This window comes from Streptomyces sp. NPDC000404 (assembly GCF_040300365.1).
GTDB lineage: Bacteria > Actinomycetota > Actinomycetes > Streptomycetales > Streptomycetaceae > Streptomyces > Streptomyces ramulosus.
The window spans coordinates 162,684-188,478 of record NZ_JBEPDN010000012.1 but is presented as its reverse complement, the minus strand read 5'-3'; the positions used below and the strand labels follow the sequence as shown (position 1 = coordinate 188,478).

The window sequence follows — 25,795 nt, the reverse complement described above, 5'->3', positions numbered from 1 at the left end:
CACCGCGCGTACGGGGCCTTCGCCGTGCGGTCAGTCGCCGGTGGCGCCGTCGATCCGCTGCCGCAGCAGGTCGGCGTGGCCGTTGTGCCGGGCGTACTCCTCGATCAGATGGGTGTATATCCAGCGCAGGTTGAGCTCCCGGCCGCGCGGGGCGGCGAAGGTCTCGTCGAGGCCGCGGTCCGCCATCGCCGCATCGCACGCCGCGGTCTCCGCGCGGAACGCGGCGAGGTCGGCCTCGGCGCTCTCGGCGGTGCCGTCGTCGTGGTCGGCGTCGATGTTCTCGTCCGTGATGTGGACCGAGGGGAGCAGTTCGCGGTTGAAGCGCTGGCGGAACCAGGCGCGTTCGACGTCGGTGAGGTGGCGTACCAGTCCGAGGAGGTTGAGCGTGGAGGGCGCCGCGCTGCGCAGCGTCAGCTGTTCGCCGGTCAGTCCCGCGCATTTGGTCAGCAGGGTGTCGCGGTGCCAGTCGAGCCAGCCCTGCAGCATCTCGCGCTCGCCGACGGCGGCGGGCATCGGGCGGCGTTCCACCGGGGGTGCGGTCCAAGTCGTCATGGGCCGAGTCTGCCGGGGCGCGCCGCAGGTTGCCAGGCACTTTGCGGGGCCATGGCCTGCGGAGCCGTCCGTGCGCGGGGACCGTCCGGGGCGGTCGCAAAGAGGTGTTGACCTTGCCACCCGCCGAGGTTAGCTTCGCTCTACGGATTGTTGATTCCGTTACGCGGAAGGCTCGCGTATCGCGCGTAACCATCGGGAGGATCTCGAAATGGGGCAGCAGGAGACCGTGGCGACCAGCCTTGCGGACACCGTACGCGAGGGCATCAAAGCCTCCCTCGCCGACGTCGACGCGGACCTCGCCCGCCGGTACCCGGGCGACCCCGGCACCCGCCAGCCGGTCCACACCGTCTACGTCCCCGCCGACGCCTTCACCGCCATCACCCTGCGGACCTGGGGCGACGAGGCGCTGGCCGCCCTCGACGCGCACGCGCCGGACGCCGGCGCGCTCGCCCGCGTCCTCGCCATCCCGGACGACCTGGCGGGCCCCGTCCACGACCGCGTCCGCGCCAAGCTGACCCGCGAGCCCGTCGAGGACCTCCGCATCGACTTCGAGGACGGCTACGGACCCCGGCCCGACGCCGAGGAGGACGAGGCCGCCGCCCGCGCCGCCGCCCTCGTCGCCGCCGCGTACCGCGACGGCACCGCCGCCCCGTACACCGGCATCCGCATGAAGTGCATGGAAGCCGCCGTCCGCGACCGCGGCATCCGCACCCTCGACATCTTCCTCACCGGCCTGATGAACGCCGGCGGTCTGCCCGACGGCCTGGTCCTCACGCTGCCCAAGGTGACCTACGCCGAGCAGGTCACCGCGATGGTCCGGCTCCTGGAGGCGTTCGAGAAGGCGCACGGCCTGCCGAGCGGCCGGATCGGCTTCGAGATCCAGATCGAGACCACCCAGTCCATCCTCGGCGCCGACGGCCGCGCCACCGTCGCCCGCATGATCGAAGCCGCCGGGGGCCGCGCCACCTCGCTCCACTACGGCACCTTCGACTACAGCGCCTCCTGCGGCGTCAGCGCCGCCCACCAGTCCCTGGACCACCCGGTCGCCGACCACGCCAAGGCCGTCATGCAGGTCGCCGCCGCCGGCACCGGCGTCCGCCTCTCCGACGGCTCCACCAACGTCCTGCCCGTCGGCACCACCGAACAGGTCCACGCCGCCTGGCGCCTCCACCACGGGCTCGTCCGCCGCTCCCTCGCCCGCGCCTACTACCAGGGCTGGGACATGCACCCGGGCCACCTCCCGACCCGCTACGCCGCGGTCTACGCCTTCTACCGCGAGGGCCTGGAGCAGGCCGCGGCCCGGCTCGCGGCCTACGTCGGCAAGGCCGGCGGCGCGGTCATGGACGAACCCGCCACCGCCAAGGCGCTCAGCTCCTACCTGCTGCGCGGTCTGGACTGCGGCGCCCTCGACACCGGCGAGGTCGCCCGCCTCACCGGGCTGACCCGCCCGGAACTGGACGCCCTCGCCGGACGCCCGGTCCGCGCGGCCTGAGACGACGGGCCGCCGCCACCAGGGAGCGGCGGCCCGCCCGCTCACCCCGCGGGCGCGGCGGCGCAAGGCGGTTGACGGAGATCAACCGTGCGCGGGCCGTATCTCGCCCGAGCCGCGGGCGATCAGCCGGGTCGGGATCTCCTCCCGCCGCGGCGGCTCGTCGGCGCCCTCCAGACGGCGGAAGAGGAGCCCGGCGGCGGTCCGCCCCATCCGGGCCGGGTCCTGGGCGACGACGGTGACCGCCGGGCTCACCAGATCGGCCAGCTCGAAGTCGTCGAACCCCACCAGCGCCACCGGCGCGGTGCGCTGCCGCAGCACCCGTACGAGGGTGACCGTGACGCGGTTGTTCCCGGCGAACAGCGCGGTGACCGGCTCCGGCGCGTCCAGCATCGCGCGCGCCGCGGTGCGCACCCGCTCCGGTTCGGTGGTGCCGAGCGAGACCCAGGCGTCGTCCACCGGCAGCCCGGCGGCGGCCATCGCGGTGCGGTAGCCGCGCAGCCGCTCCTTCGCGGTGTGGATGCGCGGCCGGTCGCCGATGAAGCCGATCCGGCGGTGGCCGTGCGCGAGGAGATGGGCGACCGCGTCCCGCGAGCCGCCGAAGCTGTCCGACAGCACGGTGTCCGCCTCGATCCGCCCGGCCGGACGGTCCACGAAGACGGTGGCGACGCCCGCGGCGATCTCCGGCGCGAGATAGCGGTGGTCGTCGCCGGCCGGGATCACCACCAGACCGTCGACCCGCCGCGCGCACAGAGCCAGCGCCAACTCCTGCTCCCGGGCCGGGTCCTCGGCGCTGGAGCCGTTGATCAGCAGCGCGCCGTGGTGGCGCGCGACCTCCTCGACGGCGCGGCTGAGCGGACCGTAGAAGGGGTCGGCGAGGTCCTCCAGGACCAGGCCGATGCTGGCGGTGCGGCCCTTGCGCAGGATCCGGGCGGAGTCGTTGCGCCGGAAGCCGAGGGCGGTGATGGCCTCCTGGACGCGGTGCTCGGTGTCCGGGGTGACGCCGGGCTCGCCGTTGACCACCCGGGAGACGGTCTTGAGCCCCACCCCGGCGCGCGCCGCGACATCCTTCATGGTGGGGCGGGTGCCGTAGCGGCGGGAGCTGCCCCGTGCGGTGTCGGTCACGTGCGGGGTCCCCCTCGGCTGCGGCGTGCGGTGTTCCGCAGAGCATAGTCGCTGGACAACGTTGTCACCTGGGGTGAGACTGACCTCTCCGCTCACCGGACCGGCGCCGTCGGTCCCCGCCTCCACCAGGAGAACCGACACCGATGCAGAAGGACCTCAGCGCAGCGCTGGACATCGGCGGCACCAAGATCGCCGGAGCGCTGGTGGACGGGCACGGCAGACTCCTTGTGCGCACCGCCCGGCCCACCCCGGCCGACCGGGACGCGGCCACGGTGATGCGCGCGGTGGCCGCCGTGATCGGCGAGCTGACCGCGGCGCCGCAGTGGGCGCGGGTGGGCGCGGTCGGCATCGGCAGCGCCGGCCCGGTGGACGCGGCGGCCGGTACGGTCAGCCCCGTCAACATCCCCGGCTGGCGCGACTTCCCGCTGGTCGCGGGCGTCCGCGCGCTCACCGGGGACCTGCCCGTCGTGCTGATGGGCGACGGCGTGGCGATGGCGGCGGCCGAGCACTGGCAGGGCGCGGCGCGCGGCCGGGCCAACGCGCTGTGCATGGTGGTCTCCACGGGCGTCGGCGGCGGCCTGATCCTGGGCGGCCGCCCGCACCCCGGACCCACCGGCAACGCCGGGCACATCGGCCACATCAGCGTCGACCTCGACGGGGACCGCTGCCCGTGCGGCGCCCGCGGCTGTGTGGAGCGGATCGCCAGCGGCCCGAACATCGCCCGCCGCGCCCTGGCGGACGGCTGGCGACCCGGGCCCGGCGGCGAGGACGGCGCGGCGGCGGTGGCGGCCGCGGCGCGGGCCGGGGATCCGATCGCCCGGCGCTCCTTCGAACGGGCCGCACAGGCGCTGGCCGCCGGGATCGCCGCCACCGCGGCGCTCGTGGAGATCGACGTCGCCGTCGTCGGCGGCGGGGTGGCGGGCGCCGGTGAGGTGCTGTTCGCGCCGCTGCGCCGGGCGCTTCGGGAGTACGCGACGCTCTCCTTCGTCTCCGGGCTGACCGTCGTCCCCGCCGAGACGGGCACCGACGCCGGTCTGGTGGGCGCCGCCGCGGTCGCCGCACACCAGTCCCGCCTCGACACCTTCGCCGCCGCGTTCTGACGCCCCGTCCGGCCGCCGTCCTGCCGGGATCGCCCCGGTACGCCCGGCACCTGACCGCCCTTCCGGGTGCGGACGTACGGTCCGGAGGCCGCGAAGGGCACCGTTCCGGCGGGCGATTCGCCGTTCCGGAGGCGTCCCGGGCATCCGTCCGGCGCCTTACCCTGGTGCACGTCGGAAGAGGCGGGCAGCGAGACGGCCGGCGGCGACGCCGGGCAGCGGGAGGAACGGCGACGTGGCTTCGGGGGAGCGCGGACAGCGCGGGGCGGACGAGGGCAACGGCGCGGGCGGGGACGGGACCGCCGGGCCGCAGGACGCGACGGCGGGGCTGCCGGCCCCGGACGCCGGGCAGCAGGCGAAGGGCGCGTCCGGCGCCCGGGCCGATGACGATCTGACGGGCCGTCTGCTGGGCGGCCGCTACCGCGTCACCGGCCGGATCGGCCGCGGCGGCATGGGCGTGGTCTGCCGCGCGGTGGACGAGGTGCTGGGCCGTGAGGTCGCGGTCAAGGTGCTGCGTGCCTACACCGACGCCTCGGCGCCGGAGCTGGCCGATCTGCGCACCCGTATGCAGCGCGAGGCGCGCGCCGCGGCCCGGATCCGGCACTCCGGCGTGATCACCGTCCATGACGTCATCGACGAGGGCGGCCGGCCCGTCATCGTGATGGAGCTGGTGGACGGGCCGTCGCTGGACGACGCGGTCGGGCGCCAAGGCGGCATCGAGCCGCGCGAGATGGCCGCGATCGGCGCCCGGGTGATGGACGCGCTGGACGCCGCGCACCGCGCCGGTGTGCTGCACCGCGATGTGAAGCCCGGCAACGTCCTGCTGGACAGCAGCGGCCGGGTGGTCCTCACCGACTTCGGCATCGCCAGCATCGAGGCGCCCGGCGACGGCGCCGAGACCAACCTCACCCGCAGCGGCGAACTGGTCGGCTCGCTCGACTACCTCCCGCCCGAGCGCGCCCAGGGCATGGGCCCGAGCCCGGCGTCCGACATCTGGTCGCTGGGCATGACGCTGTACGCGGCGGTCGAGGGCGGCACCGCGCCGTTCCGCCGGACGTCGGTGTACTCCACGCTGACCGCGATCGTCACCGAACCGCTGCCCGAGCCGAGGCGGGCCGGACCGCTCGCGCCCGTCCTGCACGCGCTGATGGCGAAGAACCCGGCGGACCGGCCGGACGCGGCGCGCGCCCGGGAGATGCTCCAGGCGGTCGCCGACGGGCGTGACCCGGAGGCGATGCCGGTGCCGGGCGCTCCGCATCTGCCGACGGCCACGGACATCAAGCCGGTCGGCCCGCCCCCGCCGCCGCAGCCCTTCGGCGCGGCGGCCACCGGTGGCAGCGGCTCGGGCGCGCCCACCGGACGGCTCTTTGGCCAGGGGGCCGCGGGCTCCGCCGCGCAGCCGCCGCCCGGCGGCCCGGAGCCGCTCCACGACCAGCCGACCACGGTGGTCGGCGCGGTGGCGGCGTCCCGTTCCGCGGCGGACACCGCACCGCTGCCGCGCCCGCGCCGCGGCGGCCGGATCGCGCTCGCCGTCGCCGCCGTCCTCGTGGTGCTGGCGACCGGTGGCGGGGTGACGTACCTGATGGTCGGCGGCAAGGGCGAGCCCATCGCGCGCGGCGGTTCGGCGGCGCCGGTCGACGGCGACGCCAGCCGCGCCACCGAGTCCGGGGCGCCGGTCTCCCCGGGCGCCGGGAACAGCGACAAGGACGGCGGCAAGGACACCGGCAAGGACGGCACCGCGGGCGGCGCCGGGGAGAGCCCGGGCGGCGAGCCGTCGCAGGCGGACGAGCCGTCCGACGACGCCTCCTCCCCGTCGGACGGGCCGAGCACCGGCGACGGCGACCACGGCGGCGGCCCGGGCGGCGGCGGGCCCGGCGCTCCGACCGGTGGCGGCAGCACCCCGCCGCCGGAGACCTCGTGCACGCCCGGGGACGCCGGGAAGACCAACTGCGTGGTGTGGCGGACCGCCGATTCGTACACCGCGTCCGGTCAGAAGGTGGGCGTGGTCAACGGCGGCACCAACTACTTCTACTGCCAGGCGAACCTCGGCCGCCGGGAGACCTCCGGCCGGTGGACCAACGTCTGGTGGGCCAGGACGGACGACGACAGCGGCAACACCGACGTCTACATCAGCGTCGTCTACCTCAAGGGCGGTGCCAACGACCAGCCGATGCCGGGGTTGCCGACCTGCTGAGCGCCGCGGTGCCGGGCGAAGTGGCCGCCCGGCACCGCGGCGGCGGGGCTCAGTCGCCCTTCTCCGGCGTCACCCGGTAGACGACGGTGGCGTGCGCGGGCACCGTTACGGTGATCTCGCCGGTGGTGTGCCGGTCGGTGCGCTGCCACAGGTCCCGCAGCCGATAGCCGGGCGCCTCGGGCAGTCCGGCGGCGGTCGCGCTGGTGGTGATCCGCTGCTCGCTGTCGCCCTCGTTGAACAGCGCGACGGCCCGGTCCCCGCCGGCCAGCTCCTTGACCAGCGTCCACCGCCCGCCGTCGCCGGCCAGCACGGTCGCCTGACGGCCCAGCGGGTCCTGGTCGAGCGCGATCACGTCCTTGTTGCGGAGGATGTCGTACGTCTGCGGGGACGCGGTGCGCAGATCGGTGCCGATGAGCAGCGGCGCGGCCATCATGGCCCAGAGGGTGAAGTGGCTGCGGTACTCGGTGTCCGTCATGCCGCCGTTGCCGACCTCCAGCATGTCCGGGTCGTTCCAGTGACCGGGACCGGCGTACGGGGCGAGCGGCAGATTCTTTTTCAGAATGTCCAGCATGCTCGACCAGCTGTCGCTGATGTCACCGGTGGTCCGCCACGACTGCCCCAACTCCGCGGCCCATTCCCACGGTTTGTTCTCGCCCCATTCGCAGATGCTGTACGTGATCGGGCGTCCGGTGGCGCGCAGTGCGTCGCGCATGGCGGTGTAGCGCTGCCGGGCGTCCACACCCTGGTTGTTGCAGTTGTCGTACTTGAGATAGTCCACGCCCCAGTCGGCGAACTGCCGGGCGTCGGATTTCTCATGGCCGAGGGCTCCGGGAAATCCGATGTCGCTGCAGGTCCGGGTGCCCGCACTGCTGTATATGCCGAACTTCAGCCCCTTGGCGTGGACGTAGTCGGCGACCGCTTTGATGCCGTGCGGAAAGCGGATCGGATCGGGGACGAGCTGCCCCTTGAGGTCGCGGGTGGGCATCGCCCAGCAGTCGTCGAGATTGACGTAGGTGTATCCGGCGTCCTTGAGGCCTTTGTCGATGAAGAGATCGGCGATCTCCTTGACCATTTGCTCGTTGAATCCCAGGCCGCAGTGGGTGGAATTCCAGTTGTTGAATCCCATCGGGGGAGTGGCGGCGAGTCCGTCCGCCGGCTTGCCGGTGGTGGGCGCGGCGGGGGGCGGCGGGGCGGCTGCCGCGACGACGCAGAGCAGCGCGGCGGACAGCGCGCCGAGGGCCGCGGTGCGCCGTCGGCGGGTGGCGGGGAAGCGCAGGAGCTGACGCATCATCAGGTATCCGTCCTCGGGCAGGAGTGGGGAGGGTCGGTCGCTTGTGAGAGGTGACGGTAGAGCTTGTTGAACTCTGTTGGAAGAGGCACGTCCTGCCGCGAGGTATCCGGGAACGGCCGGGTATTCGGGGGGAGTTGGCGGCTCAAGTGGGGTGTGGTCCTCCCGTCTCTGCGCGGATGCGTTCGTTCATGTGGGATTCGTTCCCGTGGGATTCGAGGGGTAGAGGCAGGGGCAGGGGCGCGCCGGGCGGATCCGGCGGTGGCGCATGCATGGCGGGCCGTGGTGTGTGACCGCGTCGCCGGGAGACGTCCCGGCATTTCTCCCGGAACGCGGCGCCGAAGGGACCGCCGTCCGGAATTGCCGTTTCCCGCGATTCCGGTGCGATGGGCCGCCGTCATATGCGGATGCCGGTGTTCCCCGCGCCCGTGCGCGGGCGGGGGTTTCGGTCCGGGAGGCGCTGGGGAGCGCTTGGTTGCCGAGGGCTTCGCGGGGCGGGATACGAGAGGGTGTCCCCACCGTGGCGCATTGTGCGACCGGCGCGTGCACGGGGCCCGCGCGGCGCCCCGCGTCCACGTCGCCGCCGCGCGGTGCGCACCGTCCGCGGCTGTGCGCGCGGCCCGTGGATTCGAGCGTTTTCCGTGGCAGGCTGGTGCGGGCAACACACCTGGTTCCGGAGAAGAGGGGACACCGTGATCGTCTGGCTGAACGGCACGTTCGGTGCGGGCAAGACCACAGCGGCGCAGGAATTGCTCGACCTGCTGCCGGGGAGCACGCTCTACGACCCCGAACTCCTCGGTCAGGGCCTGCGGATGATGCTGCCCGCCAAACGTCTGGAGGAAATCGACGACCTCCAGGACCTGCCCGCCTGGCGCCGGTTGGTCGTGGACACCGCGGCGGCACTGCTGACCGAGGTCCCCGGCCCCTTGGTGACCCCGATGACGTTGTTGCGTCAGGAATACCGCGACGAAATCTTCGGCGCGCTCGCCGCCCGCCGCATTCCGGTCCGGCATTTTCTGCTGGATGCGGAGGAAACGATCCTGCGGGAACGGATCGCGCACCGCGAGGAAACCGCCGCCGACCGGGCGAGCGCGGCGCAGGTCCGCCGCTGGGGCCTGGACGCCCTCACCTCGTATGCCGAGGCGCGCAGCTGGCTCAAGGGCGATGCGTACGTGGTGGACACCGGGCGGCTGACGCCCCGGCGGGCCGCGGAGGAGATAGCCGAGGCGGTGCGCTCCGGCACCGCCGACTGCGGCATCGTGCAGACACCGGAGCCCACCGCCGAAACCCTAGCCGCCGGCGTCCTGCTCTTCGACGACGCCGACCGCGTCCTTCTCGTCGACCCCACCTACAAACCGGGCTGGGAGTTCCCCGGCGGCGTCGTCGAGCACGGCGAACCGCCCACCCAGGCCGGACTCCGCGAGGTGCTGGAGGAACTGGCGCTCCAGCTGCCGCGCACCCCGCGCCTGCTGGTCCTGGACTGGGAGGCGCCCGAACCGCCCGGGTTCGGCGGGCTGCGGCTGCTCTTCGACGGCGGCCGGCTCACCGCCGAGCAGACCCGCGGGCTGCGGCTGCCCGGCGACGAACTGCGGGAATGGCGCTTCGTCACCGAGTCCGAGGCGGAACACCTGCTGCCGCCGGTCCGCTTCCGCCGCTTGCGCTGGGCGCTGCGGGCCCGCGAGCACGGCTGCCCGATGCTTCTGGAGCGGGGCGTTCCGGCGGGCGGATGAGGCCGCGCCGGGGAACGGCGCGCGGCGGTGCGGTGCGCGCCGGTCGCCGGGCCTGCGGTGCGGCTTGCCGACGCGCCCGTACCGGGCGTCCACGCCGTTCGCGGACGCCCGGTGAGCTGCGCCGTCGCGCCGGCCGTCAGCCCCGCTCGGCCGCGTACCGCTGGAGGAAGAGCGCCTCGGCGAGCGACAGCCGCTCCAGCTCCTCGGGCGAGACGCTCTCGTTGACCGCGTGGATCTGCGCATCGGGCTCGCTCAGCCCGATCAGCAGGATCTCGGTCTCCGGGTAGAGCGACGCCAGGGTGTTGCAGAGCGGGATGGAGCCGCCCATCCCGGCGATCTGCATCTCCTGGCCGTCGTACGCCTCCCGCAGCGCCGCGGCCATCGACGCGTACGCCGGGCTGTCGGTGTCGGCGCGGAACGCCTGGCCCTGGCCGACCTGTTCGACGGCGACCCGCGCGCCCCAGGGCGCGGCGTTCTCCAGGTGGGCGGTGAGCAGCCCGGTCGCCTCGGCGGCGTCGGTGCCCGGCGGCACCCGCAGGCTGATCAGCGCCCGGGCGCCCGCGTGGACGGACGGCGTGGCGCCGACGACCGGCGGGCAGTCGATGCCGAGGACGGTCACCGCGGGGCGGGCCCAGAGCCGGTCGGCGATCGTGCCGTCGCCGATCAGCCCGACGCCGTCCAGCACCTTCGCGTCCTTGCGGAACTCCTCCTCCGGGTACTGCAGCCCCTGCCAGGTGGCGTCCGCGGCCAGCCCGTCCACCGTGGTGGAGCCGTCCTCGGCGCGCAGCGAGTCCAGGACGCGGATCAGCGCCGCCAGCGCGTCGGGTGCGGCGCCGCCGAACTGACCGGAGTGCAGATTGCCGGCCAGGGTGTCGACGGAGACCCGCACCAGCGTCATCCCGCGCAGCGTCGCGGTCGCCGTCGGCAGGCCGACGCGGAAGTTCCCGGCGTCCCCGATGACGATGGCGTCCGCGGTCAGCAGCTCCGGGTGCGCCTCGGCGTACCGCTCCAGACCACCGGTGCCCTGCTCCTCCGAACCCTCCACGATGACCTTGACGTTCACCGGGACGCCGCCGTGCTCCCGCAGCGCCCGCAGCGCCGTCAGGTGCAGGATCACGCCGCCCTTGCAGTCCGCCGAGCCCCGGCCGTACCAGCGGCCGTCCCGCTCGGTCAGCGTGAACGGCGGGGAGTCCCAGGCGGCCTCGTCCAGCGGCGGCTGCACGTCGTAGTGCGCGTACAGCAGCACCGTCGGCGCGCCCTCGGGGCCGGGCAGGAAGCCGTAGACCGACTGCGTGCCGTCCGGGGTGTCCAGCAGCGCCACGTCCTGGAAGCCGTCGGCGCGCAGCGCCTCGACGATCCAGCCGGCCGCCGCCTCGCACTCGCTCTTCGGGAACTGCTCCGGATCCGCGACCGAACGGAAGGCCACCAGCTCGGCCAGTTCGGTGCGGGCGCGGGGCTGCAGGGCGGCGACGGTACGGGCCAGCGGGCTGTCAGACATGGACGCTCCTTGTGGGCGCGGGGTGTGCCTCCGGACCCGCGGTCCGACCGGCGGGGTGCCGCGGGCGGCCCGGAGGTACGGGTGTGAATCCCCCCGATCTTCCCACAGATGTTCGAGCGGAGGGCGGCCCGTAGGATGCGGACGGAAGGCGCAGCACGGATTCGAACGGGAGCAGCAGCACAGGTGAGCAGCGAGCAGGCAGCCCAGGACAATGAGCAGGTGTGGGACGTCGTGGTGGTCGGCGCCGGTCCCGCGGGCGCCTCGGCGGCACACGCGGCGGCGTGCGCGGGGCGCCGGGTGCTGCTTCTGGAGAAGGCGGAACTGCCCCGCTACAAGACCTGCGGCGGCGGCATCATCGGCCCCTCCCGGGACTCCCTGCCGCCCGGTTTCACGCTGCCGTTGCGCGACCGGGTGCACGCGGTGACCTTCTCGCTCAACGGCAAGCTGACCCGCACCCGCCGCTCCAAGAGCATGCTGTTCGGGCTGATCAACCGCCCCGAGTTCGACGAGGGCCTGGTCAAGGCGGCCAAGGACGCCGGCGCCGAGATCCGTACCGGCGCGGCGGTCTCCCGGGTCGAGCAGCACGGCACGGAGGTGCCCGACCGCCGGACGGTCGCGGTGGTGCTCGGCAGCGGTGAGGTGATCCTGGCCCGCGCGGTGGTCGGCGCGGACGGCAGCGCGAGCCGGATAGGCGCGCACGTCGGCGTCAAACTCGACCAGGTCGACCTCGGTCTGGAGGCGGAGATCCCGGTGCCGCCGACCGTCGCCGAGGACTGGAAGGGCCGCGTCCTCATCGACTGGGGCCCGCTGCCCGGCAGTTACGGCTGGGTCTTCCCCAAGGGCGACACCCTCACCGTCGGCGTGATCTCCGCCCGCGGCGAGGGCGCCGCGACCAAGCGGTACCTGGAGGACTTCATCGCCCGCCTCGGCCTCGCGGGCTTCGAACCGGCCGTCTCGTCCGGGCACCTGACGCGGTGCCGCACCGACGACTCGCCGCTCTCCCGCGGCCGGGTGCTCGTCGCCGGGGACGCCGCGGGTCTGCTGGAGCCGTGGACGCGGGAGGGCATCTCCTTCGCACTGCGCTCGGGCCGGCTGGCGGGGGAGTGGGCGGCCCGCGTCGCCGAGGCGCACGACGCCGTGGACGCCCGCCGCCAGGCCCTCAACTACGCCTTCGCCATCAAGGCGGGCCTCGGCGTCGAGATGAGCGTCGGCCGCCGGATGCACGCCGTCTTCGCGCGCCGCCCCGGACTGCTGCACGCCGTCCTCACCGGCTTCCGCCCCGCCTGGAACGCCTTCGCCGACATCACCCGCGGCACCACCACCCTCGGCGAACTGGTCCGCAGCCACCCGATGGCCCGCCGCGCGCTGGACGCCATGGACCGGCGGCGGGCCAAGGAGGGGTGACCCGGGGGTGTGCGGTGCGGGCTGACCGGCCGCCGGTCAGCCCCGGCGCAGCAGCAGATGGCCCCGGCGGAACCGTTCCCCCTCACCCGGCTCCCGCAGCATCCGCCCCACCTCGGTGAACCCGGCCGCCCCGGCCAGTTCCGCGAGGTTGTCTATCGGCCACCGGTAGGCGGTCGTCACCTTGTGGTCGAACGTCGTGAGCGGCCCGCCTTCCGCCTCGAAGAAGCCGAGCAGCAGATGGCCGCCGGGCGCGAGCACCCGCGCGAACTCGGCGAGGTACGACGGCAGCTCCTCGGGCGGGGTGTGGATGACCGAGTACCAGGACAGGACGCCGTTCAGGGCGTTGTCGGCGATGTCCAGCGCATCCATGGAACCGACCTCGAACCGCAGGTCCGGATAGGCCGCGCGGGCCAGGTCGATCATCGCCGGCGACAGATCGAGGCCGAAGGCGTCCAGGCCCAGGCTCCGCAGGTGCGCGGTCAGGTAGCCGGGGCCGCACCCCAGCTCGGCGACGGGTCCGGCGCCGGAGGCGCGAACGAGGTCGGCGAAGGCGGAGATCACGGCGCGGTCGAGCGGAAGCGTGTCCAGCGAGTCGCGGACGAGGTCGGCGTAGAGGTCGGCGATGGCGTCGTAGGCGCCCGCCGTCGTTTCGAGGTGGGAGGAAGTTTCGGTCACGAGCGAGAAGAGTAGGGGGTCTTCCGGCGGGGTGCCGACCGAATAAGTCGACCGAGCCCGGGGGCGGTTGCAGGCGCCGCAGGGCACCTGTGGTGTGCTCGGCCGCGGCCTGCCCCGCGGGGAGTCCGTCTTTCCGTCACGCCGCGCTCCGTACGGCTGCGACGAGGTACCGCGGCCGCTCCGGACCCTGCCGGATCGACCGGCCGCCTCACGACTCCGTGAGGCGGAAGACGGGGTGGCGCGGGGCCGCGGCGCGCAGCGCCTCGTCCGAGGAGTCGGCGGTGATCTCACCGAAGTACGACTTCACCTCCCAGCCCCAGCGCCGCAGATAGGCCCGCAGCAGCTCCGGGGTCTCGCCCGGCGGCAGCTCCACGGCGGTGAAGGCGCGGGTGCGGCGGCCGACCCGCAGCTGTCCGCCGCCGGCCGCGCGCATGTTGCGCACCCAGTCGGACTCCCCGCGCGCGGAGACGAGATAGCGCACGCCGTCATACGTCATCGGGTTGACCGGAACCCGCCGCCAGCTGCCGCTCCTGCGGCCCCGGACGGAGAGGTCCGCGGCGCCGGCGAGGCTGATGCCGCGGCGGGCCAGCCAGCCGACGACGGCGTTGAAGCGGGCGGCCATGCGGCCGGGCTTGAGATAGCGGGACATCGGGCCTTCCGGGGCGCTCGTGGACTGATGCGGCGGTGCGCCGAGCGGGCTCGATCACCGAAGTGTGAGCGCCGCTCTCGCTTGAGATCAGTGTGCACGAGTGGCGCGCGAGAAAGCAAGAGCAGTGCTCTCGTTTTGGTTCGACGTGCGCTTTGTGGTGCGGTGATCCGATGGATGGCAGACTCCTTGCCATGACGGCGATCCGAGGGGCCCGGGAGCGGGCCCGCAGCGAAATCACCGCGGCCATCAAGGACGAGGCCCGCACCCAACTCGCGGCCGAAGGCGCCGCCAAGCTCTCCCTGCGCGCCGTGGCCCGTGCCCTGGGAATGGCCTCCTCCGCGCTCTACCGCTACTTCCCCAGCCGCGACGACCTGCTCACCGCCCTGATCCTCGACGCGTACCACGCGATCGGCGCGGCGGCGGAGGCGGCGGACCCCGGTGCGGGCGGAGCGGACGCGCAGGGATCGGCCGAACCCGACGGGACGGATGCGGCGGGCGGGCCGGATGCGGCCGGGTACGTCGAGCGGTGGATCGCCGTCTGCGGCGGGGTCCGCGCCTGGGCGCTGGCCCATCCGCACGAGTACGCCCTGCTCTACGGCACGCCCGTGCCCGGCTACCACGCCCCGCGGGCGACGGCGGCGCCTGCGGGACGGGTCGCCCGCGCACTGCTCGCCGTGATCGGCGACGCCCACGCCGCCGGGGCGCTCCGCGAGCTGTCCGGACCGCTGCCCGAGACGGTCGCGGCCGACGCGCGGACGCTCATGGCGGAGCTGGACATCGAGCTGCCGGCGCCCGTCATGGCGGCCCTGGTCGCCACCTGGGCCCAGCTCTTCGGCCTCATCAGCTTCGAGCTGTTCGGCCAGTTCAGCCGGGTGGTTGAGGACCGCGACACCTTTTTCGCCCACACGGTCCGACGGCTCGCGGAGAGCGTGGGCCTGACCACCGAGCCGGGCGGCGCTCCCTGACCCGCGGGCCGGTCCCCTCGGGAGGCCGGCCCGCGCCGCACCTCTGCGGCACGCCCCGTGAACATCGCCCCGTCAGCCGTCAGCCGTCAGCCGTCAGCCGTCAGCCGTCAGCGCAGGGCGACCGCCGCGCCCGTGCGTTCGGTGGCGATCTTGACGGCGAAGCCCGCCAGTGCGGTGCCCATCACGTAACGGTGCAGGCGCTGCCAGAGCGGGTGCCGGGCGAAGAACCCGGCGACGGAGCCGGCCGTCACGATGAAGAACGCGTTGCCCGCGACCCCCACCGCGATCTGGACCAGCCCCAACAGCAGCCCCTGCAGGCCGACATGGCCGCGCGACGGGTCGACGAACTGCGGCAGCAGCGAGATGTAGAGGATCGCCACCTTGGGGTTGAGCAGGCAGGTGAGGAAACCCATCAGGAAGAGCTTGCGGGGCCCGTCCTGCGTCAACTCCTCGGTCGCGACGGGGGAGCGGCCGCCCGGCCGGACGGCCTTCCAGGCCAGCCAGAGCAGATAGCCCGCTCCCGCCAGCTTGATCGCCAGGTAGATCTCCGGCACCAGCGCGAAGACGGTGGCGATACCGGCGGACACCGCGAAGAGGTAGCACAGGAAGCCCAGGAAGACCCCGGCCAGCGAGATCAGCCCTGCCCGCCGGCCCTGGGCGATCGAGCGGGAGACCAGGTAGATCATGTTCGGCCCCGGCGTCAGCACCATGCCGAACTCCACCGCGGCTATCCCCGCTATTGCTCCCAGCCCGATCACTGCACAACCCCCGTACGCACGTCCGTTCGTCCGGGCGCAACCTAGCAGCCCGTGATCACGGGCCCGGTCCGCACCTCCCGCCGCTCATCGACGACGCCGTGGCGAAAGGGCTGCCGCCGCGGCGTGTTTCGGTGACCTGCGGGGCCGGGGCGAGCGGTCGCTGCCGGTGCGACGGCAACGGCCTCGCACCTCCTCTCCGGCCCCGGACTCCCCGTCAGATTCCGCCGTGCTCCTCCCAGAGCCGTACGAGGGCCTCGTCGCCCTTCACCGTCAGCCCCGTCCACGGCGCGCGGTTCCACAGGGTGAGATAGAGCGCCTCGGCGGGCCCTTCGACGCTCAGGTCGGCGGGCTCGCCCGCTCCCGCGCCGGCGTGCTCCCCGGGCGTCCGCAGCGTGCGTGCCGGCGCCTCGGACAGATGGACCGTCCACTCCGCATCGGCCGCGTCCGTCGCCCGCACCCGCAGCGTCTTCGGCTCCGTGGTGCGCACCCGGCTGCGCTGCTGGCTGTGTACCCCGGCCAGTATCTCGTCGATGCCGTCCGCGGCGAAGGCGGGCGGCAGCGGGGTGAGGGTGGCCCCGAGGGCCTGCTGGGCGTCGGCGCGGTGGACGGCCGTCTCGTGTGCCTGCCGCCGGGCCCAGAAGGCGAGCGGCGAGGGGGCGGGCAGGAACGTCCACGCCGTGAGGGAAGCCGGCGCCTCGTGCAGCGCCACCACCAGGCGGTGGTGCCCCTCCCGCAGCCACGGGACCAGCTCCTGATCGGTGAGGTCGGGAGCGGCCTCCGGCGTCGACGGATGCTCCAGACCCTCGGTCACATACCGCGTGGCCCAGCGGTGCACCCGGCCCACATGGACGACCAGATCGCGCATCCGCCACTCCGGACACGCCGGAATCGGGGCCTCGGGTCCGGCCTCCTCCGCGGCGGCGGCCAGCAGTGCTCCGTCCAGCCGCAGTGCTTCGACGAATTCGGTGATCTCCATGCCCCCGAGTCTGCCAGCCACCACTGACAACGGAACCCGCCGCCCTCGCTCACCTGCCCGGATCCCCCGCCACCCGGGCCCGGCGCGCACGTCCGCTTCCGCATTCCCGCCCGTGCCCGTCTGCGGAAAGCGTGGGCTCGCAGGCGTAACGGCCGGTCCAGCGGCGGTTCGTTGGCATACCTTGGCGGTCCCCGGCGATGGTCGACGGGTCGCCGGCGCGGGCGTTGCCGGAGTCTTCTGACCGGCCTCGGCGGGCCCGCCGTCCCCGGCAATGCCATAGGCGCCATCGGCCTCGTGGGGCTCGAAAGATGCCGCCTTGAGCCGGGGACGCTCGCAGAATTCCGGCGTGGGATACCCACCGTTTTTTGTTCCGGTGCGATACAAAGCCAGAATGGGGGCGTGACCCAGACTCGGACAACCAGGCTGGAGCGGGGCCGTGGCTCCCTCGGACCTGCACTGGAGCTCGTACACACCGGACGCGCCCCCACCCGCGCGGTCCTCACCTCGGAACTCGGCGTGACCCGCGCGACCGCCGGAGCCGTCGCGGCGGAGCTGGAAACCCTCGGCCTGATCACCGTCGATTCCCGGCCGACCGCCTCCGCCGGCTCCCAAGGGAGGCCGTCGCACCGCCTGTTCGTCAACGAGCGCGGACCCGTGGTGCTCGCCGTGCAGATCCATGCCGACGGCTTCCGCGTCGCGCTGGTGGGACTCGGCGGACGCATCGTGGCCACCACCACCGGATGCGGCGCCATCCCCGCGGACCCGGCCCACGTCCTGGCCGAGGCGGTCGGCGCAGGTGCCGGGCTGCTGCGGGAGACCGGCCGCCGCTGCCTGGGAGCGGGCCTCGCCGTGCCGTCCGCCGTCGCCGAACCGGACGGCGAGGCGCTGAACCCGCTCCACCTCGCCTGGCCCGCCGGCGCCCCCGTACGGGAACTCTTCCAGCGCGCGCTCGCCGACGCGGCGATCCCGGGCGTCACCGAGGCGATCGGGTTCAGCGGCAACGACGTCAACCTCATGGCCCTCGCCGAACACCGGCACGGCGCCGGGCGGGGCGCCCGCGACCTGCTGTGTGTCGCCTCCGGGCACCGGGGCGTCGGCGGCGCCCTGGTCCTCGACGGGCGGCTGCACAGCGGCAGTTCGGGGCTCGCCCTGGAGGTGGGTCACCTCACGGTGCACCCCGAGGGCGCCCCCTGCCACTGCGGAAGCCGGGGCTGCCTGGACGTCGAGGCCGACCCGCTGGCCTTCCTGAACGTGGCCGGACGCACCCCGGGCCCCGAGGGCTCCCTGCTCCACCAGGCCGCCGACCTGCTGCGCACCGCGTACGACGACCCCGCCGTACGCGCCGCCGCCGACCTCCTCATCGACCGCCTCGGGCTGGGCCTGGCCGGGCTGGTGAACATCCTCAACCCCGACCGGATCATCCTCGGCGGACTGCACCGCACCCTTCTGGAGACCGATCCGGAACGGCTCCGCGCCGTCGTCGCCGACCGCAGCCTGTGGGGCCGCAGCGGCGGCGTGCCGATCCTGCCCTGCGGACTCGACCACAACAGCCTCGTCGGCGCGGCGGAACTCGCCTGGCAGCCGGTGCTGGACGACCCGCTGATCGTGCAGGAGGAGCGGCGGGCGTAGGCGGTTTCCGCTACTCCCGCCGGGCCTGGGCACTGCGGTACCGGCACAGCGCCGGGCAGGCGAACCGGATCACCCGGACCGTTATATGGCCAGGTGGGAGGGGTGGGGAGCTTGTCAATCGCCCGCTCCCGAACGGTGGTTGACGGCGATCGGCCGACGGCATTGTCAGTGGTCCCGGTTACGTTGTGTGACATGAAGAACGAGCGAACGAATCGGGCGGCCTCATCGAGTCGGCCGCGCGGGTCGGACCGGCCGGGCCGCACGGTCGGGGCTAACGGAGCGGGGTGGCCGAACGGAGCGGGCCGGTCGGATCACCGGAGCCACCGCACGGGGACGGGCCCGCTGAGCCAACGGCGCAGAGTTCCGGATCACACGGGCGGAGCGGTCGTGTGCCCGGTCCGGCGCGGTCCCGCGGTATCGCCCGCCGCGACCCGGCCGCCGCCCGGGCACCCGGCGCCGCCGCTTCGCCGCCCTGCGCCCGTAGGCTGCCGCCATGATTGCCGAAGCCGTGGCCCGCAGCACTTACGTCAGCCTTGTCACGTACCGGCGCAGTGGCGCCCCGGTGGCGACCCCGGTGTGGGCCGTCGCCCAGGGGGACGAGCTGCTGGTGTGGACGCGCAGCGACAGCGGAAAGGTCAAACGGCTGCGCCGCGACACCCGGGTGACGGTCACCCCGTGCGATGTGCGGGGCAATCTCACCGAGGGCGCGGACACCCTCGAAGGCACGGCCCGCCTCATGGAGGAACCCGCGGGCCTGGACCGGGTGCGACGTGCGATGGCCGGCAAGTACGGGCTGCGCTTCCGCATCCTCGACACCGGGGGCGCCCTGCTCCGCCGGGGCAAGCGGCCGCATGTGGGCATCGCGGTCACGTTCCCCCGCTGAGCCCCTGGGGCGCCCGGCCGCCGGCCGCGGTTCGTGTCCCCACCCGGCCGCCCGCCGGTCCGCGCTCAGGCGCCGGTGGCCCGGCGCCCGGCACTCTCCGGTGGCCATACGGCGGCGAACGCGCGGGCCGGATTCACGGTCAGCATCCGCGTCACCAGCTCCGGTCCCAACGTCTCCGCCAGCCACAGGCGTTGGCGGCGCAGCAGATGCGGCATGCCGGGGCCGCCGTTCACCGACCGCGCGGCGGCCGTCGTGGTGTCACCGCCCAGCAGGAGTTGGGCGCCGTGCCCCGCGTCGGCGAGCGCCCGGAGCGCTTCGGGCAATCGCCAATCGGTGGCGTGATGCGCCCGCGAGGGCCCGTCGAACGCCAGGAACGCGCCCGTCTCCGCGGCCCGGCGCAGCATGCCGGGATCGGGGAAGCGGTTGAGATGTCCCAGGATCACCCGCCGGGGTGGTACGCCTTGCTCGCCGCAGAGCAGCTCGATGACGTCCTGTGCCGCGGTGCCGCCCTCCAGATGTACCCCGATCACCGCCCCGGTCGCGCGGTGCGCCTCGGCCGCCGCGGTCATCGTCCACCGGGCGTGTGCGTCCAGCCCGTGGAATCCGCCGGCCACCTTGATCATCCCGGCGCGTACCCCGGTGTCCCCGATGCCCTCGGTCAGCTCGGCCACGAACAGTTCCGCGAGGTCCGCCCCCACACCGGCCAACAGCTCCGGCGCATAATGCACGGCCTGGTGCAGTCCCGTCGCGGCCACGATGTGCACCCCCGACTCCCGCGCCAGTCCGGGAAGTTCGGCGGCGCCGCGCCCCATGCCGTGCGGCGTCCACTGGACCACCGCCGCGCCGCCCGCCGCCCGGAACGCGGCGAGTTCGGCCGCTGCGGCCGCCGGGTCGGACAGCTCCTGCCCCGGCAGCCGCGGGCTCCGGAGAAAGAGATGGTCATGCGCATCGCACACGCCCAGGGCCTCCGGGGCGATGTCGCCCCGCACCGTACGGACGGCGGCGCGGACCGCCGCTTCCGGGGCCGGTCGCCTCACCACAGCCGCCCTTCGCCCAGTGCGCCGATACCCGGCGCGGAGAGGTGCAACACCCGGTAGCGGTCCCCGGCGTCGTCGGGAGCCTCGCCCGCCCAGAGGGTGAAGTGCGCGATCTCCCAGTTCCCGGGGGAGTACGCCATCGCCGTCGTGTGCACCCCGGCCGTCCGCGCCAGCTGCTCGTGCCCGGCCACCGCCTCGGCGAACGCCGTGCCCGGGTCGGCGTCCTCGGGCAGCGGGACGCTCCGCAGGGAGTAGGAGCGCGGGACGGCGTCCGCCGCGGGCCCCGCGTGGTGGAAGAGCCCCTGCCAGTGGTGGACCGGCGGCCGCCCGAAGTCGCGGATCACACCGCGGAACCCGTCACCGGCCAGGAAGCTGTTCATCGCCCGGGGATCCGTCCAGAGGTAGAACGGCGCATACGCGTTCACCGGCGAGCCGTCGGTGCCCCGCACGCGTATCCCGTACGCCTTCAGGCCGAGCCCGTCGAGGTCGTCGAGCAGATGTCCCCGGGTGCGTACCCGGTTCCGGATGATCCCCATGTCGTAGTCGGCGGGGAGGGTACGGACGTACTGCATGGCGTGCATGGCGTGCATGGCGGGCTCCCGGGGCGAGGTGAGGGGCGATGTCAGCGGACGGACCGGCGCCCGGCGGGGCCGGTCGAGGGAGCCGGCCGACCTGTGACGACCTGCGCGGAGAGGAGGGAGAGCAGGCCCTGGACGGCGGCGTCGAAGGGGGCCGGGTCATCCGCGGCGCGGGCCAGGACGTAGCCGCCCTGGACGGTGGCCGCGACGGTCGCCGCGAGGGCCGACGGGTCGGTCCCGGCGGCCAGTTCACCGGCCCGTACGCCCTCGGTGATCACCTCGGCGATCCGGGTGCGCAGCCGGTCGAAGAGGGCGTCCAGCGGGCGGCGCAGTTCGGCGCTGCACGCCACGTCGCGGTCGTGTGTCATCCGGCCGATCGGGCACCCGCGCAGCACCTGCCGCTCGCGCAGCAGATAGGCGGCGACCTTGTCGTAGGCCGTACCGGGGCCCGAAAGGCAGGCGTCGGCCGACGCCCACAGCTCCTCGGCGCTGCGCTCGATGGCGGCCAGCGCCAGGGCGGCCTTGCCGTCGAAGTGGTGGTACATGCTGCCCTGTCCGACTCCGGCACGCTCCAGGATGGCCTTCGGGCTGGTGCCCACGTAGCCGCGCTCCCACAGCAGTTCCTGGGTGCTGCGCACGAGCCGTTCGCGGGCGGAGGCGGAGCCGCGGCCGGTGCTGCTGCCGGAATTCGTCATGGACGCGAATGTACATACCAGTAGTTACAGAAGGCAAGGAGCGTGGCGACGGACGAGGTGGGTGGCGCCGCTGTGGGTACCGGTGCGCAGGCTGACGCCGGTTTCCGGCCGCCGAGGAGCCGCCCTCGCAGGCCGGAAACCGTTCAGCCGACCCCCGCGCCCCGTATCCGGGTGCGTGGGCCGGCTGCTGTCCAGGTGTGTTCCCATGGGGCACCGGTCCAGGGAGGTGGACCGGCCACCGGCTCCCGGGGTGCCAGGGAGAGCGCGGGCAGGGTGAACCACACCACCTTTCCGGCGCCTTCCGGGCGCACCCCCCAGCTCTCACTGAGCGCGGCGATCAGGGCCAGGCCACGGCCGCAGGTCTCCCAGGTCCCGGCGGCCCGCAGTTGCGGCAGGTGCGGATCGTGATCGTGCACGGAGACCGTCAAATGGTCTATCAGAACGCAGAGTTGGACGGTGCACTGCTTGCTGGGGCGGGCGTGCCGGTGCACATTCGCGAGGAGTTCGGTGAGGCCGAGCGTGGCCGGGTCGATCAGCGGATCGAGGTGCCAGTAGCGCAGTTGGGCCGAGATGACCCGGCGCACCTGTCCGATACGGGCCGGGCGGGCCTGGAGTTCCACCGTGCAGTGTCTGCTGGGCTGCCTGATCACGACGCGACTCCTGACGAGGCCGGGCGTCCCGCAGGGCGGGGCGAAGACCGAAACCGGCAACGTCCGCCGTACACCGCAGCGTCATCGCCGGTGAACCCTCAGTGATACAGGTCCAGGGTCGGCCCGCAGTGGCGCTCCCGCAACCGCAGCCCTGCCGCGCCACCGCCGTCCGTGCGCACCCCGGAGCGCGGAAAGCGCCGTACGCCCCCTCCGGGCACGGCATCCGGGATTTCCGTACGCGCCACCGCCCGCCGTCCCCCGAACGGCGCAGCGGCTGAGCGAAGGCTCCGCTCCGCCTCGGGCAGGCGGTGCGGACGGCCCGGCCGGTGGCGGACCTGTAACGGAGAAACCGGTCGCCCGCGGTGTCAGGCGCGCGGGGTGTGGGCCGCCTGTACCGCGTCGAGGAAGCGGTCGGGCGCGCCCAGGGTCAGGGAGTAGCGGTTGCCGTTCAGGCGGGCCAACGCCCGGTCGCGGGCGGCGAACAGGGGCTTGTGCACCTGGACCGCACGGAGTGGCGCGCTGTCGATCTCCTTGCCGTAACTCGTCAGCAGCGCGAGCCTGCCGTCCCGGATCACCACCTGCCCGGCCCGGGTCAGGGACCGCAGTGATCGCTCGATGTGCACGCCCGTCGCATTGAACTCGGGCTCGGCCATGCCCGCCACCTCCTCGCCATGGGCAGGTGCCCCTCACCGCCCCCTATGGGGGCAGTGTGCACGGCCTTCGCGCCGGACACCAGTGCCCTCGGGGCCGGTCGGTGCGAACACCCGCCACCCAGGCCCTCCTTGGGGCCCCTCAAAGGCACGTTTATGCAGGTGAGAAGCGTGCGCGAGGTGGTTATAGTCGAATTCGGCCCGCCTCTTCGCAGGGGCTCGCAACCCTTGAGGAGCGCTCCCGTGAGCACCGCACAGCAGCCGCACACCCCGCACCGCGCCGGCGCCGACGGCGCACCGCGGACGGCCGTCCACGCCCCGACGCCGACCGTCGACGTCGACCGCACCGATCCGGACTACCGCAGCTGGCTCAAGGAAGCCGTCCGCAAGGTCCAGGCGGACGCCAACCGCACCGCCGACACCCATCTGCTGCGCTTCCCGCTCCCCGAGGAGTGGGGCATCGACCTCTACCTCAAGGACGAGTCGACCCACCCCACCGGCAGCCTCAAGCACCGCCTCGCCCGCTCCCTCTTCCTCTACGGGCTGTGCAACGGCTGGATCCGCCCCGGCAAGCCCGTCATCGAAGCCTCCAGCGGTTCCACCGCCGTCTCCGAGGCGTACTTCGCCTCGCTGATCGGCGTGCCGTTCATCGCGGTGATGCCGGCGACCACCAGCCGGGAGAAGACCCGGCTGATCGAATTCCACGGCGGCACCTGCCACCTCGTACAGGACCCGCGCACCGTCTACGAGGTCTCCGCGCGGCTCGCGGCGGAGTCCGGCGGCCACTACATGGACCAGTTCACCTACGCCGAACGGGCGACGGACTGGCGCGGCAACAACAACATCGCCGAGTCGATCTACGAGCAGCTGCGCCTGGAGCGCTATCCGGAACCGGCCTGGATCGTCGCGACCGCGGGCACCGGCGGCACCTCCGCGACCATCGCCCGCTACGTCCACTACATGCAGTACGACACCCGCATCTGCGTCCCCGACCCGGAGAACTCCTGCTTCTTCGACGGCTGGCTCACCGGCGACGCCACGGCGCACTGCACGACCCCCTCCCGGATTGAGGGCGTCGGCCGTCCCCGGATGGAACCGAGCTTCGTGCCCGGCGCGATCGACCGGATGATGAAGGTCCCCGACGCCGCCAGCATGGCCGCGGTGCGCGCCCTGGAAGCGGCCATCGGCCGCAAGGCGGGCGGCTCGACCGGTACCGGACTGTGGAGCGCCCTGCGGATCGTCGGCGAGATGCACGCCGCCGGGCGGACCGGCTCCGTCGTCACCCTGCTCTGCGACCCGGGCGACCGCTACCTCGACAAGTACTACTCGGACGACTGGCTGGCCGCCCAGGGCCTGGACATCACGCCGTACGCCCGCACCCTCGACACCTTCCTGAGCGCCGGCGTCTGGCCCGACTGAGCACGGGCGGCCGACCGGGCCGGTTCCGCCCGGCGCGGTCAGCTGCCGCTGTTCGCCCGGGCGAGCCGGCGGTCGAGCACCCGGGCCGACACCCGGAAGGCCCGGCCCAGCCCCGGCCGAGCCAGCAGCAGGGCGAGGCGCAGCGGCCCCGGACCGTCGGCGGCGAACGTCCACCGCAGCCGGGTGCCGTCGCCGTCCGGGGTGAGCTGCCAATCCTCCAACAGGGCCCGCAGCCCCGGGGCGTTGGTGCGGTCCACGCGGTAGGTGTACCGCGCCTCCGGCTGCGCGGCCAGCACCGTTTCCAGGAACCGGGTGCCGCCCGTCAGCCGCACCTCCCGGCCCGCGCCGCCATCCGTCGGCACGGCCCGCGCGACCCCGGTGAACCAGCGCGCCCACCCGCCGGTGTCCTCCGCCAGCGCCGCGTACACCGCCGGCGGCGGCGCATCGAGCCGTGCGGAGAAGACCAGCCGCAGCGGCGCGGACCGGGCGAAGTCCAGTTCTACGGGGCGGAGCCGACGCATGGAGCAACCCCCAACGGGCGGAGCGGACCGGCAGCGCGGACGCCACGGGACGCCCGCGAAACCCCGGCCCGGATGGGCCGGCGTCGCGGATCCTAGAGGCCCCGGCCGCAGATGTCTGCGATATCGCGCCGCTGGAAAGCCGCACCTCGGGCCACGCCGGACGGGCGGTCCGGTGGTGCCTCCCGTTGGCACGTCAACTGGCCGTCGATTGCCGCCGGTTGCTGCCGGTTGATGTCCGCTGCCCGACGCGTCCGGTGTCGTGCGCGGGCGGACCGGGTCGTCACCCTTCTCCCGCGGACTCCTGCCACGGCTCGCCCGCCACCACCAGCTCCGGGGGCAGCTCCGCGAACCGCTCCCGTGCCTCAGGGGCCAGACCGGCATCGGTCACCACCACATCGACCTGCTCCAGCGTCGCGAACGAACTCAGCGCCACCGTGCCCCACTTGGTGTGGTCGGCGACCACCACGACCCGCCGCGCCGAGCGCATGAAGTGCCGGTTGGTCTCCGCCTCCGCGAGGTTGGGCGTGGACAGTCCCGCCTTCACCGATATGCCGTGCACCCCCAGGAAGAGCAGATCGAAGTGGAGGGAGCGGATCGCGGCATCGGCGACCGGCCCGACCAGGGTGTCCGAAGGGGTGCGCACCCCGCCCGTCAGCACCACGGTGGCCGCACCGGCACGCGGGCCCGCGCCGCCGCTCGCCGTCGCCCGCTGCGCGGTGTAGAAGACATCGGCGACCCGCACGGAGTTGGTCACCACCGTCAGATCCGGCACGTCCACCAACTGCTGGGCCAGCGCATAGGCGGTGGTGCCGCCGGCCAGCGCGATGGCGCTGCCCGGGGCGGCCATCTGCGCCGCCGCCACCGCGATGTCCTCCTTGGCGCTCAGCTCCAGCGCCGACTTCGCCTCGAAACCCGGCTCGTGCGCACTGGGCTCGCCGACCGGAACCGCGCCGCCGTGCACCTTCTCCAGCATGCCCTGCCGGGCCAGCGCATCCAGATCGCGGCGGACCGTCATGTCCGAGACGCTGAGTCTGCGGGTGAGCTCATTGACCCGCGCCCCGCCGCGCCGCCTGACCTCTTCGAGGATCAGGGCCCGCCGCTGCTCGGCCAGCAGATTCTGGTTGTCACTCACCCCGGCCCGTCCCTTCCGCCCGGCTCACCGGCGCGCCATCTGCGCTCCGCCGCCCGTCCCGATCGTTTTCCTCATCCTCGCACGAGCCACCGACAACGCCGTCGGACGCACACCGGCACCCGCCTCGGGCGGCGTGGCGGAACGCGGAAGGAGGGCCGAGGGGGCCGTCGCGCCTGCCGCGGACGGACGAACCGGGCCGCC

Annotated in this window: 23 protein-coding genes and 1 pseudogene; 9 read left to right on the top strand and 15 right to left on the bottom strand. The window is 73.8% G+C overall.

Annotated elements, in window-relative coordinates:
• Positions 1–30 precede the first annotated feature (30 nt).
• Complete coding sequence (locus tag ABT345_RS23700) at positions 31–552, bottom strand: DinB family protein (protein WP_345091214.1); 522 nt, start codon at positions 550–552, stop codon at positions 31–33.
• Between the two features lie 208 nt (positions 553–760).
• Between ABT345_RS23700 and ABT345_RS23695 the strand changes: the two genes are divergently transcribed.
• Entirely contained in the window at positions 761–2,044 is a 1,284-nt protein-coding gene (locus ABT345_RS23695; protein WP_345091211.1) for a DUF6986 family protein, read from the top strand.
• An 81-nt stretch (positions 2,045–2,125) separates the two neighbouring features.
• Here ABT345_RS23695 and ABT345_RS23690 read toward each other — a convergent pair whose 3' ends face one another.
• Positions 2,126–3,166, bottom strand: a complete 1,041-nt coding sequence (locus ABT345_RS23690; RefSeq protein ID WP_345091209.1) for a LacI family DNA-binding transcriptional regulator — start codon at positions 3,164–3,166, stop codon at positions 2,126–2,128.
• Positions 3,167–3,309: 143 nt separating this feature from the next.
• Here ABT345_RS23690 and ABT345_RS23685 point away from each other — a divergent pair, with 143 nt between their 5' ends.
• Both ABT345_RS23685 and ABT345_RS23680 read left to right on the top strand, forming a co-directional pair.
• The gene (locus ABT345_RS23685) at positions 3,310–4,266 is read left to right on the top strand and encodes an ROK family protein (RefSeq protein ID WP_345091206.1); all 957 of its coding nucleotides are present in this window, start codon (positions 3,310–3,312) and stop codon (positions 4,264–4,266) included.
• 232 nt (positions 4,267–4,498) lie between these two features.
• Entirely contained in the window at positions 4,499–6,457 is a 1,959-nt protein-coding gene (locus ABT345_RS23680) for a serine/threonine-protein kinase (protein ID WP_417833240.1), read from the top strand.
• A 58-nt stretch (positions 6,458–6,515) separates the two neighbouring features.
• On the opposite strand, the pseudogene ABT345_RS23675 reads toward ABT345_RS23680, so the two are convergent.
• Positions 6,516–7,745: pseudogene (locus tag ABT345_RS23675) on the bottom strand (glycoside hydrolase family 27 protein); the annotation flags it as partial.
• A 692-nt stretch (positions 7,746–8,437) separates the two neighbouring features.
• Between ABT345_RS23675 and ABT345_RS23670 the strand changes: the two are divergent.
• On the top strand, positions 8,438–9,475 hold the full coding sequence (locus ABT345_RS23670) for an NUDIX hydrolase (protein ID WP_345091203.1): 1,038 nt from the start codon (positions 8,438–8,440) through the stop codon (positions 9,473–9,475).
• 136 nt (positions 9,476–9,611) lie between these two features.
• On the opposite strand, the gene ABT345_RS23665 is transcribed toward ABT345_RS23670, so the two are convergent.
• Positions 9,612–10,973, bottom strand: a complete 1,362-nt coding sequence (locus ABT345_RS23665; protein ID WP_345091200.1) for a dipeptidase — start codon at positions 10,971–10,973, stop codon at positions 9,612–9,614.
• Positions 10,974–11,156: 183 nt separating this feature from the next.
• Between ABT345_RS23665 and ABT345_RS23660 the strand changes: the two genes are divergently transcribed.
• A complete protein-coding gene (locus ABT345_RS23660; RefSeq protein ID WP_345091197.1) occupies positions 11,157–12,377 on the top strand; it encodes a geranylgeranyl reductase family protein in 1,221 nt (406 codons plus the stop codon).
• A gap of 36 nt (positions 12,378–12,413) precedes the next feature.
• Here the strand turns inward: ABT345_RS23660 and ABT345_RS23655 are convergent, their stop codons facing one another.
• Both ABT345_RS23655 and ABT345_RS23650 read right to left on the bottom strand, forming a co-directional pair.
• The gene (locus ABT345_RS23655) at positions 12,414–13,052 is read right to left on the bottom strand and encodes a class I SAM-dependent methyltransferase (protein ID WP_345091194.1); all 639 of its coding nucleotides are present in this window, start codon (positions 13,050–13,052) and stop codon (positions 12,414–12,416) included.
• A gap of 208 nt (positions 13,053–13,260) precedes the next feature.
• Positions 13,261–13,701 carry a nitroreductase family deazaflavin-dependent oxidoreductase gene (locus ABT345_RS23650; RefSeq protein WP_345091191.1) on the bottom strand — a complete coding sequence of 147 codons (441 nt, stop codon included), beginning with the start codon at positions 13,699–13,701 and terminating at the stop codon, positions 13,261–13,263.
• Between the two features lie 191 nt (positions 13,702–13,892).
• Between ABT345_RS23650 and ABT345_RS23645 the strand changes: the two genes are divergently transcribed.
• The gene (locus tag ABT345_RS23645; protein WP_345091188.1) at positions 13,893–14,666 is read left to right on the top strand and encodes a TetR/AcrR family transcriptional regulator; all 774 of its coding nucleotides are present in this window, start codon (positions 13,893–13,895) and stop codon (positions 14,664–14,666) included.
• Positions 14,667–14,773: 107 nt separating this feature from the next.
• On the opposite strand, the gene ABT345_RS23640 is transcribed toward ABT345_RS23645, so the two are convergent.
• A complete protein-coding gene (locus ABT345_RS23640) occupies positions 14,774–15,424 on the bottom strand; it encodes a LysE family translocator (protein WP_345091185.1) in 651 nt (216 codons plus the stop codon).
• 214 nt (positions 15,425–15,638) lie between these two features.
• On the bottom strand, positions 15,639–16,400 hold the full coding sequence (locus tag ABT345_RS23635) for a maleylpyruvate isomerase family mycothiol-dependent enzyme (RefSeq protein WP_345091182.1): 762 nt from the start codon (positions 16,398–16,400) through the stop codon (positions 15,639–15,641).
• Positions 16,401–16,799: 399 nt separating this feature from the next.
• Between ABT345_RS23635 and ABT345_RS23630 the strand changes: the two genes are divergently transcribed.
• Together ABT345_RS23630 and ABT345_RS23625 are read left to right on the top strand one after the other, a co-directional pair.
• Positions 16,800–18,029: an ROK family protein gene (locus ABT345_RS23630; RefSeq protein WP_345091178.1), complete on the top strand. Its 1,230-nt coding sequence runs from the start codon at positions 16,800–16,802 to the stop codon at positions 18,027–18,029.
• Positions 18,030–18,522: 493 nt separating this feature from the next.
• Positions 18,523–18,912, top strand: a complete 390-nt coding sequence (locus ABT345_RS23625; RefSeq protein ID WP_345091175.1) for a PPOX class F420-dependent oxidoreductase — start codon at positions 18,523–18,525, stop codon at positions 18,910–18,912.
• 65 nt (positions 18,913–18,977) lie between these two features.
• Here ABT345_RS23625 and ABT345_RS23620 read toward each other — a convergent pair whose 3' ends face one another.
• The 5 genes from ABT345_RS23620 to ABT345_RS23600 all read right to left on the bottom strand — a co-directional run bounded on the left by ABT345_RS23620 (position 18,978) and on the right by ABT345_RS23600 (position 22,525).
• Positions 18,978–19,952 (bottom strand): phosphotriesterase family protein, encoded by a 975-nt coding sequence (locus ABT345_RS23620; RefSeq protein WP_386459708.1) that lies wholly within the window; start codon positions 19,950–19,952, stop codon positions 18,978–18,980.
• Positions 19,946–20,530, bottom strand: coding sequence for a DUF4865 family protein (locus ABT345_RS23615; protein WP_345092192.1), 585 nt, complete (start codon positions 20,528–20,530; stop codon positions 19,946–19,948). Before ABT345_RS23615 ends, ABT345_RS23620 begins: the two co-directional genes overlap by 7 nt.
• Positions 20,531–20,571: 41 nt before the next feature.
• On the bottom strand, positions 20,572–21,222 hold the full coding sequence (locus ABT345_RS23610; RefSeq protein WP_345091169.1) for a TetR/AcrR family transcriptional regulator: 651 nt from the start codon (positions 21,220–21,222) through the stop codon (positions 20,572–20,574).
• 143 nt (positions 21,223–21,365) lie between these two features.
• The gene (locus ABT345_RS23605; protein WP_345091166.1) at positions 21,366–21,872 is read right to left on the bottom strand and encodes an ATP-binding protein; all 507 of its coding nucleotides are present in this window, start codon (positions 21,870–21,872) and stop codon (positions 21,366–21,368) included.
• A gap of 365 nt (positions 21,873–22,237) precedes the next feature.
• Positions 22,238–22,525 carry a hypothetical protein gene (locus tag ABT345_RS23600; RefSeq protein ID WP_345091164.1) on the bottom strand — a complete coding sequence of 96 codons (288 nt, stop codon included), beginning with the start codon at positions 22,523–22,525 and terminating at the stop codon, positions 22,238–22,240.
• Between the two features lie 240 nt (positions 22,526–22,765).
• Here ABT345_RS23600 and ABT345_RS23595 point away from each other — a divergent pair, with 240 nt between their 5' ends.
• The gene (locus tag ABT345_RS23595; protein ID WP_345091161.1) at positions 22,766–23,941 is read left to right on the top strand and encodes a PLP-dependent cysteine synthase family protein; all 1,176 of its coding nucleotides are present in this window, start codon (positions 22,766–22,768) and stop codon (positions 23,939–23,941) included.
• 38 nt (positions 23,942–23,979) lie between these two features.
• Here the strand turns inward: ABT345_RS23595 and ABT345_RS23590 are convergent, their stop codons facing one another.
• Positions 23,980–24,462 carry an SRPBCC family protein gene (locus ABT345_RS23590; RefSeq protein WP_345091158.1) on the bottom strand — a complete coding sequence of 161 codons (483 nt, stop codon included), beginning with the start codon at positions 24,460–24,462 and terminating at the stop codon, positions 23,980–23,982.
• Positions 24,463–24,742: 280 nt separating this feature from the next.
• The gene (locus ABT345_RS23585; RefSeq protein WP_345091155.1) at positions 24,743–25,594 is read right to left on the bottom strand and encodes a DeoR/GlpR family DNA-binding transcription regulator; all 852 of its coding nucleotides are present in this window, start codon (positions 25,592–25,594) and stop codon (positions 24,743–24,745) included.
• Positions 25,595–25,795: the final 201 nt, after the last annotated feature.